The sequence below is a fragment of the Rhizobium leguminosarum genome, from assembly GCF_019798305.1.
Lineage (GTDB): Bacteria > Pseudomonadota > Alphaproteobacteria > Rhizobiales > Rhizobiaceae > Rhizobium > Rhizobium leguminosarum_U.
Genome location: NZ_JAAXDD010000007.1, coordinates 325,402 through 342,057, shown reverse-complemented (window position 1 = coordinate 342,057; position 16,656 = coordinate 325,402). Strand labels below are relative to the sequence as shown.

16 protein-coding genes, 1 pseudogene and 1 riboswitch are annotated in these 16,656 nt (G+C 62.9%); of the genes and pseudogenes, 6 read left to right on the top strand and 11 right to left on the bottom strand.

What is annotated here, in order from left to right:
* The first annotated feature begins 131 nt into the window (after positions 1-131).
* From HFO99_RS15205 to HFO99_RS15190, 4 genes and pseudogenes are all read left to right on the top strand, one after another.
* Positions 132-1,175: a LacI family DNA-binding transcriptional regulator gene (locus HFO99_RS15205; RefSeq protein WP_222362076.1), complete on the top strand. Its 1,044-nt coding sequence runs from the start codon at positions 132-134 to the stop codon at positions 1,173-1,175.
* A 34-nt stretch (positions 1,176-1,209) separates the two neighbouring features.
* Positions 1,210-1,338 (top strand): annotated as a pseudogene (locus HFO99_RS15200) (ABC transporter ATP-binding protein); the annotation flags it as partial.
* 4 nt (positions 1,339-1,342) lie between these two features.
* On the top strand, positions 1,343-2,263 hold the full coding sequence (locus HFO99_RS15195) for a nucleoside hydrolase (protein WP_222362075.1): 921 nt from the start codon (positions 1,343-1,345) through the stop codon (positions 2,261-2,263).
* On the top strand, positions 2,260-4,047 hold the full coding sequence (locus HFO99_RS15190) for an adenine deaminase (protein ID WP_222362074.1): 1,788 nt from the start codon (positions 2,260-2,262) through the stop codon (positions 4,045-4,047). The genes HFO99_RS15195 and HFO99_RS15190 overlap by 4 nt, the downstream gene beginning before the upstream one ends.
* 172 nt (positions 4,048-4,219) lie before the next feature.
* On the opposite strand, the gene HFO99_RS15185 is transcribed toward HFO99_RS15190, so the two are convergent.
* The 8 genes from HFO99_RS15185 to HFO99_RS15150 form a co-directional block, all read right to left on the bottom strand.
* Positions 4,220-5,389 carry a M20 aminoacylase family protein gene (locus tag HFO99_RS15185; RefSeq protein WP_222362073.1) on the bottom strand — a complete coding sequence of 390 codons (1,170 nt, stop codon included), beginning with the start codon at positions 5,387-5,389 and terminating at the stop codon, positions 4,220-4,222.
* Positions 5,390-5,603: 214 nt separating this feature from the next.
* Positions 5,604-7,109, bottom strand: a complete 1,506-nt coding sequence (locus tag HFO99_RS15180) for a tripartite tricarboxylate transporter permease (RefSeq protein ID WP_222250392.1) — start codon at positions 7,107-7,109, stop codon at positions 5,604-5,606.
* Between the two features lie 9 nt (positions 7,110-7,118).
* Positions 7,119-7,580 (bottom strand): tripartite tricarboxylate transporter TctB family protein, encoded by a 462-nt coding sequence (locus HFO99_RS15175; RefSeq protein WP_222362072.1) that lies wholly within the window; start codon positions 7,578-7,580, stop codon positions 7,119-7,121.
* Positions 7,581-7,802: 222 nt separating this feature from the next.
* On the bottom strand, positions 7,803-8,786 hold the full coding sequence (locus HFO99_RS15170) for a tripartite tricarboxylate transporter substrate-binding protein (protein ID WP_222334334.1): 984 nt from the start codon (positions 8,784-8,786) through the stop codon (positions 7,803-7,805).
* A gap of 209 nt (positions 8,787-8,995) precedes the next feature.
* Positions 8,996-9,445 carry an SRPBCC family protein gene (locus HFO99_RS15165; protein WP_222362071.1) on the bottom strand — a complete coding sequence of 150 codons (450 nt, stop codon included), beginning with the start codon at positions 9,443-9,445 and terminating at the stop codon, positions 8,996-8,998.
* 167 nt (positions 9,446-9,612) lie between these two features.
* Positions 9,613-9,936: an ArsR/SmtB family transcription factor gene (locus HFO99_RS15160; protein ID WP_222362070.1), complete on the bottom strand. Its 324-nt coding sequence runs from the start codon at positions 9,934-9,936 to the stop codon at positions 9,613-9,615.
* A 110-nt stretch (positions 9,937-10,046) separates the two neighbouring features.
* The gene (locus tag HFO99_RS15155) at positions 10,047-11,381 is read right to left on the bottom strand and encodes a sigma-54-dependent transcriptional regulator (protein ID WP_222306892.1); all 1,335 of its coding nucleotides are present in this window, start codon (positions 11,379-11,381) and stop codon (positions 10,047-10,049) included.
* On the bottom strand, positions 11,378-13,174 hold the full coding sequence (locus HFO99_RS15150; RefSeq protein ID WP_315860482.1) for a sensor histidine kinase: 1,797 nt from the start codon (positions 13,172-13,174) through the stop codon (positions 11,378-11,380). Before HFO99_RS15150 ends, HFO99_RS15155 begins: the two co-directional genes overlap by 4 nt.
* A 191-nt stretch (positions 13,175-13,365) precedes the next feature.
* Here HFO99_RS15150 and HFO99_RS15145 point away from each other — a divergent pair, with 191 nt between their 5' ends.
* Positions 13,366-14,028 carry a sulfite oxidase-like oxidoreductase gene (locus HFO99_RS15145; RefSeq protein ID WP_222334330.1) on the top strand — a complete coding sequence of 221 codons (663 nt, stop codon included), beginning with the start codon at positions 13,366-13,368 and terminating at the stop codon, positions 14,026-14,028.
* On the opposite strand, the gene HFO99_RS15140 is transcribed toward HFO99_RS15145, so the two are convergent.
* The 3 genes from HFO99_RS15140 to HFO99_RS15130 form a co-directional block, all read right to left on the bottom strand.
* Positions 14,013-14,645, bottom strand: coding sequence for a hypothetical protein (locus HFO99_RS15140; protein WP_222362068.1), 633 nt, complete (start codon positions 14,643-14,645; stop codon positions 14,013-14,015). The two genes, HFO99_RS15145 and HFO99_RS15140, sit on opposite strands and share 16 nt — an antisense overlap.
* Positions 14,646-14,714: 69 nt before the next feature.
* The gene (locus HFO99_RS15135) at positions 14,715-15,461 is read right to left on the bottom strand and encodes a CbtA family protein (protein WP_222362067.1); all 747 of its coding nucleotides are present in this window, start codon (positions 15,459-15,461) and stop codon (positions 14,715-14,717) included.
* A gap of 13 nt (positions 15,462-15,474) precedes the next feature.
* Positions 15,475-15,684: a CbtB domain-containing protein gene (locus HFO99_RS15130; protein ID WP_003542661.1), complete on the bottom strand. Its 210-nt coding sequence runs from the start codon at positions 15,682-15,684 to the stop codon at positions 15,475-15,477.
* Between the two features lie 13 nt (positions 15,685-15,697).
* Positions 15,698-15,835, bottom strand: a riboswitch (adenosylcobalamin (AdoCbl) riboswitch).
* A 76-nt stretch (positions 15,836-15,911) separates the two neighbouring features.
* Between HFO99_RS15130 and HFO99_RS15125 the strand changes: the two genes are divergently transcribed.
* Positions 15,912-16,466 carry a histidine phosphatase family protein gene (locus tag HFO99_RS15125; RefSeq protein ID WP_222362065.1) on the top strand — a complete coding sequence of 185 codons (555 nt, stop codon included), beginning with the start codon at positions 15,912-15,914 and terminating at the stop codon, positions 16,464-16,466.
* Positions 16,467-16,656 lie beyond the last annotated feature (190 nt).

Below are 16,656 nucleotides of genomic sequence, written 5' to 3'. Positions count from 1 at the left end.
CTCGCGGGGCTTTTTCTTGTCTGCGGCGTGCCGCAACCGAATAATTGCGCATAAGATGCATTCGGATTCGACACGCGGAAAAAGCTAAGCTATCACTTTGATTAAACGATTAATCAGAGTGATCGTCGATCATGGCAGCACCGCGCCCGGGACCGAACCTCAGCAGGATAGCAACGTCGCTCGGCGTCTCCGTCGCCACGGTCTCCAATGCGCTTTCCGGCAAAGGCCGGGTCTCCGGCCAATTGGTCGAAAGAATTCGCGAGCATGCGGCCGAACTCGGTTACGTCCCGAGCCAGGCTGGCCGGGCGCTGCGGACCGGCCGCAGCGGCGTTCTCGGCCTGGTGCTGCCCGATATCGCCAATCCGCTGTTCCCGAAGATCGCGCAGGCGATCGAATTCGCGGCCTCCGCCGCCGGCTACGGCGTGCTGATCGCCGATTCCCGCGGCGATGTCGCCGCCCAGACCGAGGCGATCAACCGGCTGGTCGAGCGCGGCGTCGACGGCATGGTCATCATTCCCCGCCGCGCTCCCCGCATTTCGGCCGCCGCCTGTCCGGTCGCCGTCATCGACACTCCCTCGACGCCTGGCAACACCGTTGCCGCCGACCATTGGCAGGGCGGCCACGAAATCGCCGTTCATCTCGCGGGCCTCGGCCATCGCCGTATCCTCATCATCGGCAACAATCAGGAATCCAACGTCCAGAATGACCGCGCCGGCGGCATCCGCTCCGGCATGCGCCCGAGCATGCATTCGGAAACCCTGTGGATCGACTGGCTGGAGCAGGAGAACGGCAGTGGCTGCTCGCTCGGCCTCGCCGAGAAAGTCAGGCAGGGTTTCACCGCCTTTGCCGCTCTCTCTGACCTGCAGGCGCTGCGGACGCTGACGGAGTTGCAGCAGGCTGGCATCAACATTCCCGCAGATGTCAGCGTCACCGGTTTCGACGACCTCATCTGGTCGCCTGTTGTCACGCCGTCGCTGACGACGGTCCGGATGGACATGGATAGGATTGCCGAAATTGCCGTATCGGCGCTGGTGGATACCATAAAAGCAAGCACCATCCGGGAGGGCATGCTAGTTACCGCGGAGATCGAACGCGTCGCCATGCAGCTGATCGTCCGCCAATCATCCGGTCCCGCGAACCTGGCACAAAAGACTTCAGAGATGGAGAATATGTGAGATGAAAAAAGCTTTCATTGCCTCGGCAGCACTCCTCCTCGATACCGCGCTCGGCCCGATCAAAGCCGAGATCGATGCAGGCCTGCCGCCGCACGAGCTCGGCAGCGCGCTCCCCTTCGATCTGCCGGTTGCAGGTGCTGCAAACCTCAAACATTTTGGGTGAAATCATGGGCGTCTGGATCGACACGGATATGGGCTTCGACGACATCGCCGCCATTCTGGTGGTGGTGCAGTCGGAATTCGAGATCGACGGCGTATCGCTGGTCTTCGGCAATACGCCGCTACCGCAGGTAAGGGTGAACGCCGCCGGCGCCGCCAGTGCCTTCGGCTGGAAGTTCCCCATCCACACCGGCCGCGCGATGCCCGTGCTCGGCAAGCTCGAAACCGCGCAGGCGATCCTCGGCGAAACCGGCATCCCGACATCAGGCAAGAGCCTGCCGAAGGCGGCGGCCCTTGCCGACAGCGATGCCTTCGCAGCACTCTGCCGTTGGCTGGAGCGCCAGGGCCAGCACCGTATCCTGGCGCTCGGGCCCCTCACCAACATCGCCGCCGTGGCGCTTGCCCGGCCCGATCTTGCCGGCAGCATCACCGAACTCGTCTGGATGGGCGGCGGCGTCACCAGCGGCAACCACACCGCCTCCGCCGAATTCAACGCGCTCGCCGATCCCGAGGCCCTCTCGATCGTCGTCGCCCATGGCCTGCCGCTACGCATGGTCGATCTCGACCTTTGCCGCAAGGTGCTGGCAGGGCCCGAAGACGCCGAAGCGATACGCCAAGCCGGCGGCGCCAATGCCGAGCTGATCGCCGATATGTTCTCGGGTTATATCCGCATCGGCACCAGCCGCGGCCGCCCGGCCATGGCAATCTACGACCCCTCTGCCGCCGTCGCCTTCGTCGCTCCAGATATCTTAAGCTTCCGTCCCGCCCGCATCGACGTCGAGCTACAGGGTGCCCTCACCCGTGGCCGCACCGTCGTCGAGACCCGCGCCACGCATGCGACCTTCAATGCCCAGTTCGCCGCCGACATCGATGCCGACATGGCGCGTGTCATCATTCTCGCCGCTTTGGTCAACGAGGCCCGTAAATGAACGCCACCCCTCGTCAGGAACCCGCCGATCTAAATGATCCCGTCCTGCGCGCCCGCGCCGTCACTGCGGCGCGCGGCGATGCACCCTTCGACATGCTGATCACCGGCGGCCGGCTGCTCGATGCGGTGACGGGCCTGATCCGGCAAGCCGATATCGGCCTCGTCGGCACCCTCATCGCCAGCGTCCATCCCCCGGCAAGCCGAACGGATGCCGTCGAGACGATCGATGCGTCGGGCGGCATCCTGACTCCCGGCCTGATCGACACGCACATGCATGTCGAAAGTTCGATGGTGACGCCGGGCGAATATGCGAGCGCCGTCTTGCCGCGCGGCGTGACTACGATCGTCTGGGATCCGCATGAATTCGGCAACGTCCATGGGCTCGACGGCGTGCGCTGGGCGATCGAGGCGGCGCGCGGCCTGCCACTGCGCGTGATCCTGCTCGCGCCCTCCTGCGTGCCTTCCGCGCCAGGCCTGGAACTTGCCGGCGCCGATTTCGATGCTGCCGTCGTCGCCGAGATGCTGCGCTCTCCAGCCGTCGGTGGCGTCGCCGAAGTGATGAACATGCGCGGCGTCATCGACGGCGATCCGCGCATGACCGCCATCGTCAATGCCGGCCTTGCCGCCGGCAAGCTCGTCTGCGGCCATGCCCGCGGCCTCGAAGGCGCCGATCTCAACGCCTTCATGGCATCGGGCATCACCTCCGACCACGAACTTACCTCCGGCGCCGATCTCCTTGCCAAGCTTTCCGCTGGCCTGACGATCGAGCTGCGCGGCTCTCACGACCATCTGCTGCAGGAGTTCGTCGAGGTGCTGAACGGTCTCGGCCACCTTCCCCCGACCGTCACGCTCTGCACCGACGACGTCTTTCCCGATGAGCTCCAGGAAGGCGGCGGCCTCGACGACGTCATCAGGCGCCTGGTGCGCTACGGCATGAAGCCGGAATGGGCCATCCGTGCAGCCACCTTTAACGCCGCACAACGTCTAAAGCGCTCCGATCTCGGCCTTATCGCCACCGGCCGCCGCGGCGATATCGTGCTCTTTGCCGACCTCTCTGAATTCCAGGCGCAGCTCGTGATATCAGGCGGCCGCATCGTCGCCCGCGCCGGCAGAATGCAGGTTGCCGTCCAGCAGATCGATACGGCGCCGCTCGTCAATTCCGTGAAGCTGCCACCGCAGGCCGAGAATGACTTCCGAATTCCGTCGAGAGGCGAACGCGTCCGCGTCGCCACCATCGACCGTCCGCGCTTCACGCAATGGAGCGAGGCCGAAACCGAGGTCAGGGACGGTTTCGTCGTGCCGCCGGCCGGCAGCGCCATGATTTCAGTCGTCCATCGCCACGGCAAGACCGACGGGATTCCGCGCATCGGCTTCCTCACCGGCTGGGGTGAATGGCGCGGCGCCTTCTGTACCACCGTTTCGCATGACAGCCACAACCTCACCGTCTTCGGTGGCAATGCGGGTGACATGGCGCTCGCCGCCAACGCCGTCATATCAGCTGGTGGCGGTATGGCGGTCGCCAGGGACGGCCGGATCGAAGCGATGCTGCCGCTACCGCTCTCCGGTCTGGTGACGGATGCATCGCTGAAGGACACCGCCTTGGCCTTCGTCAGCATCCGCAGTGCAATGGAAAAGATCGTCGACTGGAAACCACCCTATCGGGTCTTCAAGGCCTGCTTCGGCGCAACGCTCGCTTGCAATACCGGCCCGCATCAGACCGATCGCGGCATTGCCGATGTGGTAACGGGGACAGTGATGGAGAGCCCGGTGCTGGAGGTTCTGTAAGCCGGGATGCACAGACAACGTGACGATGGGTGCGCCGTGTGGCCCCTCATCCGGCTGCCGCCACCCTCTCTCCGATGGGGAGAAGAGACTCGCCGCAACGTCTCGATTCCACCTTCTCCGCTCGGGGAGAAGGTGCCCGTAGGGCGAGTGAGGGGGCGGCAAACGCCGGAGCTTACCCTTGCAACTCCCGCTCTACCAACGCCACCCAAAAAGCCGCTCCATAGCCAAGCGCTCCATCGTTGAAATCATAAGCCGTATTGTGGTGCAGCGCCCCGTCCACCGCCGGACCATTGCCGAGCCAGACATAGCAGCCCGGCGCATTCTGCGCGAAGAAGGCGAAATCGTCTCCCGCCGTCGATGGCGGAAAGCTTGTCCGCACCTTCTCATTAAAGACCGCACCAGCCGCACCAAGCGCCCGTGCCGTCGCATCCGCATCGTTGACGACAGGTGGAATTCGCCGTTCGAACGCATAGTCCAACGCGATGCCGTACATGGCCGCCGTGCCATGCGCCAAGCGTCCGATCTCGGTCTCGAGCTGATCGCGCACCTCAGGCGAATAGGCCCGCGCCGTTCCGCCAATCTCGACGATATCAGGAATGACGTTCAGCGCCTTCGGGTCACCAGCCTGCAGGAAACAGGCGCTGACGACCGCCGGTTGCAGCGGATCGATCACCCGTCCGACAATCGTCTGCAGCGATGACAGCAAGGTGCCGGCGGCCGTGATCGGATCGCGGCCGAGATGCGGCTTGGCGCCATGCGTGCCGGTCCCGCGGAAAGTAATCCGCCAACTGTCGGAGGAGGCAAGCTGCGGTCCCTCGACCACGGCGATCTCATCGACCGCAAGCCCCGGCATGTTGTGCAGCCCATAGATGGCATCGCAGGGAAAAAGCGTGAACAGCCCCTCCTCCACCATGCGCCTTGCCCCGCCTCGCCCTTCTTCGGCCGGCTGGAAGATGAAATGCACCGTGCCGGAAAAATTCCGCGTCGCCGCAAGATGCCGGGCAGCGCCGATGAGCATTGCGGTATGGCCGTCGTGGCCGCAGGCATGCATCTTGCCAGGCGCCGTCGATTTATAAGGCCGCTCCGCCATCTCAGGTATGGCAAGCGCATCCATGTCGGCGCGGAGCCCGATCCTGTGCGTGCCGTTACCGATTTGCAGCGTACCGACCACGCCAGTTCCACCGAGCCCGCGATGCACTGTGACACCAGCCTCTTCGAGAAGCTTCGCGACGATGCTGCCGGTGCGTTCCTCCTCGAAACCGAGTTCGGGATGGGCGTGCAGATCGCGGCGCAGGGAGGTGAGAAAAGGCAGATCGTCCTTGATCCGGGCGGGGATGCTCATCGGGCAATGCTCATGGGCCTGGATATCCTGTCAAGCGAAATGGGCGCCCAACCGGCGCCCGCGTCAGATCATCCGTTGTTCATCAAACGGCCCACAAGTTCAACCCCCAGAACAGGATGATTTTTGGCTGGGGCTAAAATCTGAATCCTGTTCTCAATTAAAGAGTTAGAGCATGATGTCGTCCGAAAACCGGCACACTTTTCGGCATCATGCTCTAGGTCTCTTCGACGAACACCTCCTCGCGCTTCTTCTTGACGCTCGGCAGGAAGACGACGATGAGGACGGCGGCCGCAATCGCCAGGAGAATGGCGCTGATCGGTCGCGTGACGAAGGTCGTGGGATCGCCGCGCGACAGGATCATGGCGCGACGCAGGTTCTCCTCGAGCAGCGGCCCGAGCACGAAGCCGAGCAGGAGCGGCGCCGGCTCGCAGCGAAGCTTCGCCAACACATAGCCGATGAGCCCGAAGAAGGCGACGGCATAGAGGTCATAGACATTGGCGTTGACGCTGTAGACCCCGATCGAGCAGAAAGCCATAATGACGGGGAAGAGCACGTAGTAGGGAACGGTCAAGAGTTTCACCCAGAGCCCGATTAGCGGCAGGTTGAGGATGACCAGCATCAGGTTGCCGATCCACATCGAGGCGATGATGCCCCAGAACAGCGCCGGCTGTTCGGTAGCGACATTCGGCCCCGGCACGATGCCCTGGATGATCATCGCACCGATCATCAGCGCCATGACAGGATTGGCCGGAATGCCAAGCGTCAAGAGCGGAATGAACGAGGTCTGCGCGCCGGCATTGTTGGCGGATTCCGGTCCTGCAACGCCGGCAACCGCACCCTTGCCGAATTCCCCCGGCGTCTTCGACATCCGCTTTTCCACCGTATAGGAGGCGAATGAGGCAAGGATGGCGCCACCGCCCGGCAGGATGCCGAGCGCCGAACCGATCGCCGTGCCGCGAATAATGGGTGCGATCATCTCCTTGAATTCCTGGCGGGACGGCAAGAGGCCGGTGACCTTCGCCATCAGCACCGTGCGTGTCGACTCGCCCTCGAGGTTGCGAAGGATTTCGGCAACCCCGAAGACGCCGACGGCAAGCGCCACGAAGTTCAGACCGTCGGCATATTCGCGGATGCCGAGCGTGAAACGCGGCGTGCCGGTATAGATGTCGGTGCCGACGAGACCGAGTAGCAGCCCGAGCGCGACCATCGCCAGCGCCTTGACGACAGAACCGTGCGCGAGAGCGATCGAGGAAACGAGACCGACGATCATCAGCGAGAAATATTCCGCCGAACCGAATTGCAGCGCGATTGCGGTGAGCGGCGGCGCGAAGATCGCGACGAGGAAGGTTGACACGGTGCCAGCGAAGAACGAGCCGAGGGCCGCGATCGCAAGTGCTGCCCCCGCCCTGCCCTTGCGGGCCATCTGGTAACCGTCGATCGCGGTGACGGCCGAGGAGGATTCGCCCGGCATGTTGATGAGAATCGCCGTCGTCGAGCCGCCATACTGTGCGCCGTAATAGATGCCGGCGAGCATGATCAGCGAGGAGACTGGTTCGAGCTGGAAGGTGATCGGCAGGAGCATGGCGATCGTCGCCGTAGCGCCGATGCCGGGCAGCACGCCAATCAGCGTGCCGAGCAGCACGCCGATCAGGCAGAAGAACAGGTTTTCCGGAGTGCCGGCTGTTGCAAAGCCGAGCGCGAGATTGCTGAAAAGATCCATCATCGCCTCCTAGAACCGGACCCAGGGGCCGAAGCGCTCGAACGGCAAGCCGAGCCCGTAGCTGAAGACCGCCGCCGAAAAGATCGTCAGCAGCAGCGAGAGGATGATCGCGAAGAACACGTTCATCTTTTGCGATGCGAAGCAGGCGATGAAGGCGGTGAGGAACAGTGACGGTGCAAATCCGAGACCCCGCACCGTCAGCCCGAAAAAGACAGGTGCCGGCAGGATGAAGAGCATGCCGCGCCAGGCAAACGGGTCGATAGGCTCGCCCTCGACGCGGAGTGCCTGAATGAAGATGATCGCGCCGAGAAGCACGAGCACACCGGCAAGCACCAACGGAAAATAGCCAGGCCCCATGCGCACCGCCGTGCCGAGGTCGAGCCCCAGCGACTGGATGGCGAAGAAGGCACCGGTCGCGACGAAAAGCGCGCCGCAGATCGCATTGGTGGTATCGAAACTGATGGACTTCATGGTGTCTCCTGGGGTTGGAGATGGTTGATGTGACGCGGTCACAAAGAAAGTAGCCCCTCATCCGCCTGCCGGCACCTTCTCCCCGCACGCGGGGAGAAGGGGATACGCCGCAGACCTCTCGCCCTTTCCCACCGTTGTGTTAGGCAGGTCCCCTCTCCCCGCACGCGGGGAGAGGGTTAGGGTGAGGGGCTTGGCCGACACGCCCAGGATGTGGGTATACTCTCAGTCGGCATACTCGCCGGCGGCCTCGATGATCGGCTTCCACCGGGCGATCTCGCTTTCGAGCTTGGCCTTCAGCGCTGCCGGCGTCGCGTCAGCATCGGAGGATGGCGCCGTGCCGAGCTCGGCGAAGCGGGCGCCGACATTCGGATCCTTCAGCGCGACCTGCAGCGACTTCGACAGACGTTCGTTGATCTCAGCCGGCGTGCCCTTCGGTGTATAGATGCCGTGCCAGATGCCGACTTCAAAACCCGGCAGGCCGGCTTCGACGGCCGTCGGAATGTCCTTCATCACGTCGAGCCGCTTGGGCGAGGTCACGGCATAGGCCTTGATCGTGCCGCCCTGAATCTGCTTCGTCGTGTTGGTCGTCTGGTCGCACATCACGTCGACCTGACCGCCGAGCAGATCGGTCATGGCAGGGCCGGTGCCCTTGTAGGGAACGGTCGTCAGCGGAGTCTGGATGGCGCTCATGAACATCATGCCGCAGAGATGCGAAGCCGCACCGATGCCGGCATTGGCGACCGTCACCTTGTCCTTGTTGACCTTGATATAATCGATCAGCCCCTTGAGGTCGGCCGGCTCCATGTCCTTGCGCGCGACGATCGTCATCGGCACCTCGGTGACGAGGCCGACATAGTCGAAGGCGCCGAGCGTGTCGTAGGCAAGCTTGCGATAGAGTGTGGCGCTGGTCGCCATGCCGATATGATGCAGCAGGATGGTGTAACCGTCGGGATCGGCACTCGCCACGCGGCCAGCGCCCAGCGTGCCGCCGGCGCCGCCGACATTTTCGACGACGATCTGCTGGCCGAGATCCTTCGACATGGATTCGGCGACCAGGCGCGCGACGGTATCGGTGGGGCCGCCGGCCGCAAAGGGCACGACCATGGTGATGGTGCGCTCGGGATAGGTCTGCGCCGAAGCGGCGCCGGCGAGAAGAGAGACCGCGGCAGCCGCGGTCAAGCCGAGCATGGCCTTCAGAATTTTCATCGTTTCCTCCCTTGATGAAATAAGCGAGCCCGCCGACGCATCCTCCGCGCCGGGGATGACCTATTTGCCGCCGGGAAAAACCGACCCGCAATCATTGTAGCCGATTTCGAAAGACGATTTTGCGACAGTGCGATGCAGCATGGGTCGATTCGGAAACAAACGGCCAGTGCGATGGGTGGAAATCCACCCATCGCACTATGACGTCTGCCTTATTTTTTGGGAGGCAGCACCACTTCGCCGGTCTCGATGAGCGACTTGAGGTTGGAGAGAATGCGTGGCCAGCCGCCGGAAACGGCGTTGATAAGCTTGGAATTCTCGACTGCAATGGAATGGGTCACCGTCAGCTTGGTGGCCGTGTCGTTGACCGCCTCGATCTCCATCACGCATTGCGAATAGCCCTCGGCCTTCAGCTCCGGCATGAACTCGTTCCGCCATTTCAGCACGAGCCGTTTCGGCGGATCGCATTCCAGGATCTCGCCGGTATCGGCGACCGATCCGTCCTCGAACAGAAGCTTCCAGGCAGCGCCCGCTCGCCACTCGGTCTCAAAATGAGCGCCGAGCCAGAATTTCTTCATGAACTCGGCCGTCGTCAGTGCAGCCCAGAGCCGCTCCGGCGTCGTGCGGATAAAGGTGACATAGTTGTATGTACTGCCAGCCATGATGATACTCCCTTTTGACCAGGACCAGAACAGAATGATTTTAGGCCGACCCGGCCTAAAATCTGAATCCTGTTCTCAATTAAATGGCTCGAGCATGATGTCGTCCGAAAACCGCTTACAATTTTCGGCATCATGCTCTGGATACTCTCGATGGCCAGGCCGCGCATCTAGTTGCCGCCCTTGCCTTCGAGGGTCTGCTTCAGATCGGCGAGCGCATTCAACTGCTGCCGCTCGAATTTGTTGATCCATCGTTGCGCGATTTCGTTGATCGGCACGGGATTGATGAAGTGCCGTTTCTCCCGGCCCTGGCGCTGCGACGAAACGAGGCTCGCCTCCTCCAGGATCCCAATATGTTTGGCCACGGCTTGGCGAGTCATCGTAAGCCCCTCGCAGAGCTCAGCCAGAGTCTGGCCGTTTCTTGCATACAGCCGATCTAGCAACTGCCGCCGGCTCGCATCCGCCAGAGCCCGGAAAACTGCATCATCATCCATGTTTTAATACGGAACCATTTGGTTGCCTATTGCATTCCTTATAGGCAACCAAATGATTGCATGTCAAGTCGCAAAATGTAGTTTGGAACGCATGTGCTATAAAAAAGGCGCTAACCTTCGGTGATCAGCATCCGCTTGTCGAGACCGTATTTCTGCATCTTTTCGTAGAGTGTCTTCCGGGAAATGCCGAGCGACTCATAGACCGGCCTGAGGCTGCCGCCATGTGCCACCAGCGCGCTGGCAATGACCCCGCGTTCGAATTCAGCGACGCGCTCCGCGAGCCCGGTCGCCTCCTCGGCTTGGCGCCCGCCATTGTCGAGACCGAGGACCAGACGGTCAGCGGCATTCCTCAATTCACGCACATTGCCGGGCCAGTCGCGCTGAGCGATGTCGGAAATCACCTCCGGCGGCACGGCCATCTCATCGCGGCCGTAGCGGGCCGCCGCTTCTCGCATCAGTTGCAGGAAAAGCAACGGAACATCCGCCCGCCGCTGCGACAGCGACGGAACATGCAGTGTCGCGACGTTCAGCCGATAGAAGAGGTCGGCGCGGAAGCGCCCCGCCGCCACCTCCGCCTCCAGATCGACTTTGCTTGTCGCGATGAAGCGCACGTCGAGCGCCACCACCTCGTTCGATCCGAGCCTGGAGATCACCCGCTCCTGCAGCACCCGCAGAAACTTGGCCTGCAGATCGAAGGGCATGGAGCCGATCTCGTCGAGAAGGATCGTGCCGCCGCGCCCATGTTCGAATTTTCCATAACGCGGCCTCACCGCGCCCGGAAAGGCACCTACCTCATGGCCGAAAAGTTCGCTCTCGATCAGGTTTGCCGGCAGTGCGGCACAATTGATCGCGATGAACGGCCTGCTCGCGCGGGCGCTGATGTCGTGGAGCGCCCGCGCCACCACCTCCTTGCCTGCCCCCGTTTCCCCGACGATAAGCGTATCGGCATCGCTCGCCCCGATCGCCCGGATGCGATAGCGCAAATCCACCATCACCTGCGTGCGCCCCGGCAGCCGCGCCTCGAGATCGTCGCGCTTGCCGGCGACCGCCTTCAGCAGCCGGTTTTCGAGCACGAGGCCGCGCCGCTCCATCGCCCGGCGGATGACGCCGGCAAGCATCTCCGGCGTGAACGGCTTCTCGATGAAATCATAGGCGCCCTCGCGCATCGCCTTCACCGCAAGCTGAACGTCGCCGTGGCCGGTGACGAGAATGACCGGCACCTCCGGGTCGAGCTCGCGGATCTTCTGCATCAGCGTCATGCCGTCGATGCCGGGCATGCGGATATCGCTGACGACGACGCCGGGAAAGCTGTAGCCGATCAGCTCCAGCACGTGGTCGCCGTTCGAATAGGTCTCGACGCTGAAGCCGGAGAGCTCCAGCGCCTGCGCCGTCGAGCGGCGCAGTTCCTCCTCGTCGTCGACCAGCAAGATCTTCGCGTCGTTCATTCCGCTGCCTCCGGCATCAGTCCTGCCGCCGATTGCAGCTCGATGCGGAATACCGCGCCTCCTTCGGAATGATTGGCAGCAGTGAGGCTGCCGCCGAAATCCTTGATGATGTTATAGGAGATCGAAAGCCCGAGGCCCAGACCCTTGCCGACGCCCTTCGTCGTGAAGAACGGGTCGAAGATGCGCTCGGCGATTGCGGCTGGCACGCCCGGCCCATGGTCCCGCACCGTCAGCACCACCTTGCCGGCCTCCTCAAAGGCCGAAACCTCGATGCGCCGGTCACTAAGCTCTTCCACGGCATCGGCCGCATTCGAGATCACGTTCACCAGCACCTGCTGCAGACGCACCGAACCGGCGCGCACCACCGGCGGACGCGGCCCGAGATCGAGCAGCAGTTCGGCATCTGCCGCCTTCAGCCGCCAGGCGATGATCTCGAGCGTGTCGCGCATCGCCTCGTCGAGGGAAACGGGACCGAGCTTCTCGTTCGGCTTGCGGGCGAAGTTGCGCAGGTGCCGGCTGATCGACGCCATCCGGTCGATCAGCCCGCCGATACGCCGGATATTGTCGCGCGCCTCCTCCGTCCGTCCGCGATCGATGAGCACCGAGGTACTGTCCGTATAGGTCTTGGCCGCGGCGAGCGGCTGGTTGAACTCGTGCGAAAGAGCAGCCGACATCTGTCCGAGACCGGCGAGTTTTCCGGCCTGGATCAGGTCGGCCTGCGTTTGGCGCAGCTGCTGCTCGGTCAGCCGCCGCTCGGCGATCTCTTCTTCGATACGGCTGTTGACGCGGGCAAGATCGGCCGTGCGCTCATCGACGCGCCGCTCCAGCTCGTTGCGGGCCTCGGCCTGCATCTGCATGCGCTCGGCAAGCCCCGCCCGCCGCTGGCGAAGGACGGCCACCGTAAGCCCGGCAATGCAGAGGATGAGAAACACGGCAGCAAGCGCCGTGCGCGCCTGGGCGCGGATGGAACTCGTATCCATCAGCACGTTCACCGTCCAGTCCTCGGCCGGCATGTAATGCGAGAGCACCAGATATTCGCTCGAACCGCGCTCGCTGGCCAGCGTCATCAGCTCATGCTGCTCGAAGTGGTGACGCGTCACCGGCAACGCCGCCAGCCTGGCATTGGCATAACGCCGCGAGGACTCGGTGCGGGCGATACGATCGGCCGTCAGCGGCAGGATGGCGCCGTAAAGCCATTCCGGGCTGCCGGACATGAAGATGATGCCCTCGGGATCGGAGACGAAGATCTTGTATTCGCCGCCGCCCCAGGAGGATTCGATCGTGTCGATATCGACCTTGAAGACGATGACTCCGCGAATATCCGCACCGGTCCGGATCGGCGCGGCAAAATAATAGCCGCGCTTCAGCGAGGTGGTGCCGAGCGCGTAAAACCGTGCCTGCCGGCCTTCGATTGCATCCTGGAAATAGGGCCGGTAGCTAAAGTTCTGTCCGACGAAGCTTGCAGGCCCATCGTAATTGCTGGCCGCGATCGTCTCTCCGTCTGGCTTGACCACATAGATATCGGAGGATTTCAGCAGCCCGTTGATCTCCTTGAGATAGAGATTGGCCGCATCGCGCAGCGCCACATCCTCAGGCGCGCTCACCAGTTCCTTGATGTCGTGGTGATCGGCGATCAGCGCCGGCAGCGCCTCGTAGCGGTTGAGATGGCCGCTGAGTGCCGAAACGGCAAGGCGCAGCGCCGTTCCTGCCTGCCCCGAGGCTTCCTCCATATAGGCGCGCGTCGCAATCGCGCTCCCATAGGTGAAGAAGGAGAAGATGATCAGCGGCGCCACCAGCAACGCCGCTATCGCACGATATTTCGAAGACAGAACCGGCTCCTCCCCTTTCTGCCTCCACTCCCCAGCGAGGCATACCCGACGGACCGAGTTTAGTGGGGTGGGTAGGGATTTCCAAGGGGCCGTCGAAACTTGACACCCGGCAGGGGTGGATGTCCTATTGCTGCACCGCAAGGAGGCCCCCGCCCATGAGCGACGACCAGACGCCCGCCGATAACAAACTCACTACATCCAAGCGCCGCTGGGCGGCAGAGGGCAAGTTCCTGACCGGCCGTATCAGCCGTCCCGAAGCCGAGCGCCTGCCGCCGGGCCAGCACCTCGTCAAGAACTGGCCGGTGCTCGATCTCGGCCAGCAGCCTGTCATCTCGACCCATACATGGCGGCTCGACGTGCGCGGCCTCGTCGAAACGACGCTCACCCTCACCTGGGCTGCCTTCCAGGCGATCGAGCAGAGCACCAAAGTCAGCGATATCCACTGCGTCACGACATGGTCGCGCTACGACAACAAATGGAAGGGCGTTTCGACGCGCGATCTGCTCGACCTCGTCATGCCCAAGCCGGAAGCAGCTTACGTCATGCTGACGAGTTATGACGGCTATACCACCAACCTCCCGCTTTCCGATTTCGCCGCCGAGGATGCGATCCTCGCCACCGCCTGGGAAGGCCTGCCGCTGACGCCGGAGCACGGCGGCCCGATGCGGCTCGTCGTGCCACACCGCTATTTCTGGAAAAGCGCCAAATGGCTGCGCCGCATCGAGCTGATATCAGCCGACCAGGCAGGCTTCTGGGAAAAGAACGGCTACCACATGTATGGCGATCCGTGGCGCGAGCAGCGCTATTCCGACGATTGAGCCTTCGGCTGCGAGAAGCGGCGAAGCGCAAACACACCGAGGCCGAACAAAGAGGCAAGCCCCGTCAGAGACGCCATGCTGGCGGCATGGAATGGGATTCCGCTCCAGCGCGGCTTGACGATATCGGCTGTGTTGAAGGCCTCGCCGCTGAACCGGCAGGTGATAAGCGCAAGACCGCGCCGCACCATATCAGCATCGACAGCGGAAATGATTTCGCCTGCAGCAGCCCTCTCCCGCGGCATCTCGCGCATCGAAAGCAAGACGGCCTTTGTCGCCGCCAGATAGGCATGGGCGCATTCGTTGAACGGGCTCTCCTCATCCGTCACGCTGTCCGGCATCCGCCCCCACAGACAGTAGGAATACTGGATTTCGGCATAGTTCAGCATGCGGCGGAACGGCTCGTTCGTATCGACTGCACGGAATGCAAGGTCGATAATCCCACTGCGATAGTCAGACATGACAACCATCTCGCCATGGGAAATTTCCGGGATATCCAGGCCCGCATGGCTACCGCCATCGCTGCGGCTATGAGCAAAAGCGCTTCCGGCAGCCACACAAAAAACGGCAGCCGCTGCAAATGCCGCCGACAGGAGTGGTGTGGTTCTGCTGCTTTTCATACTCGCTCGAAAAAGTCAGGCCTGCTCTAAAAGTTCAGGGCGCCGGCAAAGCGGCGCCCTTCGATGCTTTCAGTGGAATGCCGTTGCCGGCCGACCTCGTTGCCCGCCCTTAACCGCAAGCCGCCTTTCGGCAAGCGCTCCGAAGGCCAGCCCCAAGGCTGCCCAGAGGATCACATGCATGCCAAGCGAGGTCGTGCGGAACCGCCAGAGCACCATCGCCGAGAAGTTCTCCGGCACCTCGTTGATCGGAGGCAGCAGATAGAGCACGACGCCGATGAAGACGAGATAGACGATGCCGGCGACGATCGCGCCGTTCCAGAGACCGAAACCCTCGGAAAGGCGGCGCGACAGCGCCACTGCGGCAACCAGCGCCGCAAGCGAGACGACGACCATCAGGAAGAACAGCTCGGTCCTGGCACCGATCGTGTCGGGATTGCCGACCGCCGGCGGGTTGGCCGGATACTTGATACTGGGAACGAGGACAACCGCCACGAAGGCGGCAATGGCGATGACGGCCGAGGTGCCGCGCGGCGAAAGGCTGCTAAACCGGCCTTGCACGAAAGCGAAGGCGAGCGCGAAGAGCCCGCCGACGGCGACGCTATAGGCCATGACGCCGGTGAAAAGGCCAAGACCGGCCTGTGTGGCCCGGCTGACGATTTCGAGTTCGGCAGCCTCGCCGGCGGCCTGAGCGCTTGCCTCCTCGAAGGCGATCGCCGCATCGACCAGCGGCTCGCCGAAAGTATAGGCGAAAGCGAAAACGAGGATGCCAGCCATCAGGCCCGCGAGCATGCCGCGAAGCAGAAGGTTTCCAACCATGTCAGGAACTCCCTTAGTGGCAGGGAAAGCCGAGGAGATGGCGGCCGTCATGCACGAATTCGTGCACATACATGCCGTTGAACAGCGCCATCGCGCCTTCCTCGGTGCCGACGAAATAGAGGACGATGAGCATCAGCAGGCCGCCGAAGATCGCCCAGGGCAGGATCTCGCCTACAGGGATCGGCGCCGGTACAGCAACGGGCGCGAAAGTGGTGTCAGACATGTATTCCTCCGGGAATGACGCGTTCAGTCGAAAGAGTGCTTGTGCAGTAGGGTCTGACTTCCAGCGCGAAGAGCTCACGCTGGTCACAGTGGCGCGACCGCGCCGGACTTACACCGGCTTCCAAACCCGCAACAGCACGGTTATATCTGCACGCCGAAGAGACTGTCAACGAAACTTCACAAGCCGGCGAAGGACGCTGTCGCCGCATTCGGGAGACAAGAACGACTGTGAACACGCGCCTCACCTGGATCTGCCACGGCGCGACGGCAGCAACCCGCAAGGCCCTGTTCCCGCTCGACGAACCGCTGGAGGACAAGGCAGTGAAGAAGGCCGGCAGGATGATCGCCCCGCCCCGCGCCGATCGTATTGTCACGAGCCCCGCCTTGCGCGCCCGTCAGACTGCTGATGCGCTGCGCCTCGAAGCCCGGATAGATCAGGCGCTTTGCGACTGCGACCATGGCCGCTGGGCCGGCAGGTCGATCGCGGCGATCGGGACCGAAGAGCCGGAAAACCTCATGGGGTGGATGAGCGATCCGGGAGCGGCTCCGCATGGCGGCGAGAGCCTTCTTGATCTGCGCACACGCATCGCCGGCTGGATGGATGGACAGACCGCCCTCGACGGCCACATCATTGCAATCAGCCATGCGGCCGTTATCCGGGCAGCGATCGTGCATGTGCTTCAGGCGCCACTCTCCTCCTTCTGGCTGAGCGACGTCGAGCCGCTTTCCGTTATCCGCATGACCAGCAACGGACAGCGCTGGTCTCTGCGCTTCCAGCATTAGAGACTGCTGATCTTATCCAGCTTTGCGCAAGCAAATCGCGTCATCTCTGTTGAACCCGGCTTTGCGGGGACTACTTCCTTGTCCAAAGGAGATGGAAGAATGACATATGATTGGAGTGGCGAGCGCACACGACGCCTGCGTTTCATGCGTGTCGCCACAGTCACGGTTCTGGTCGGTCTCATTGTCAGCG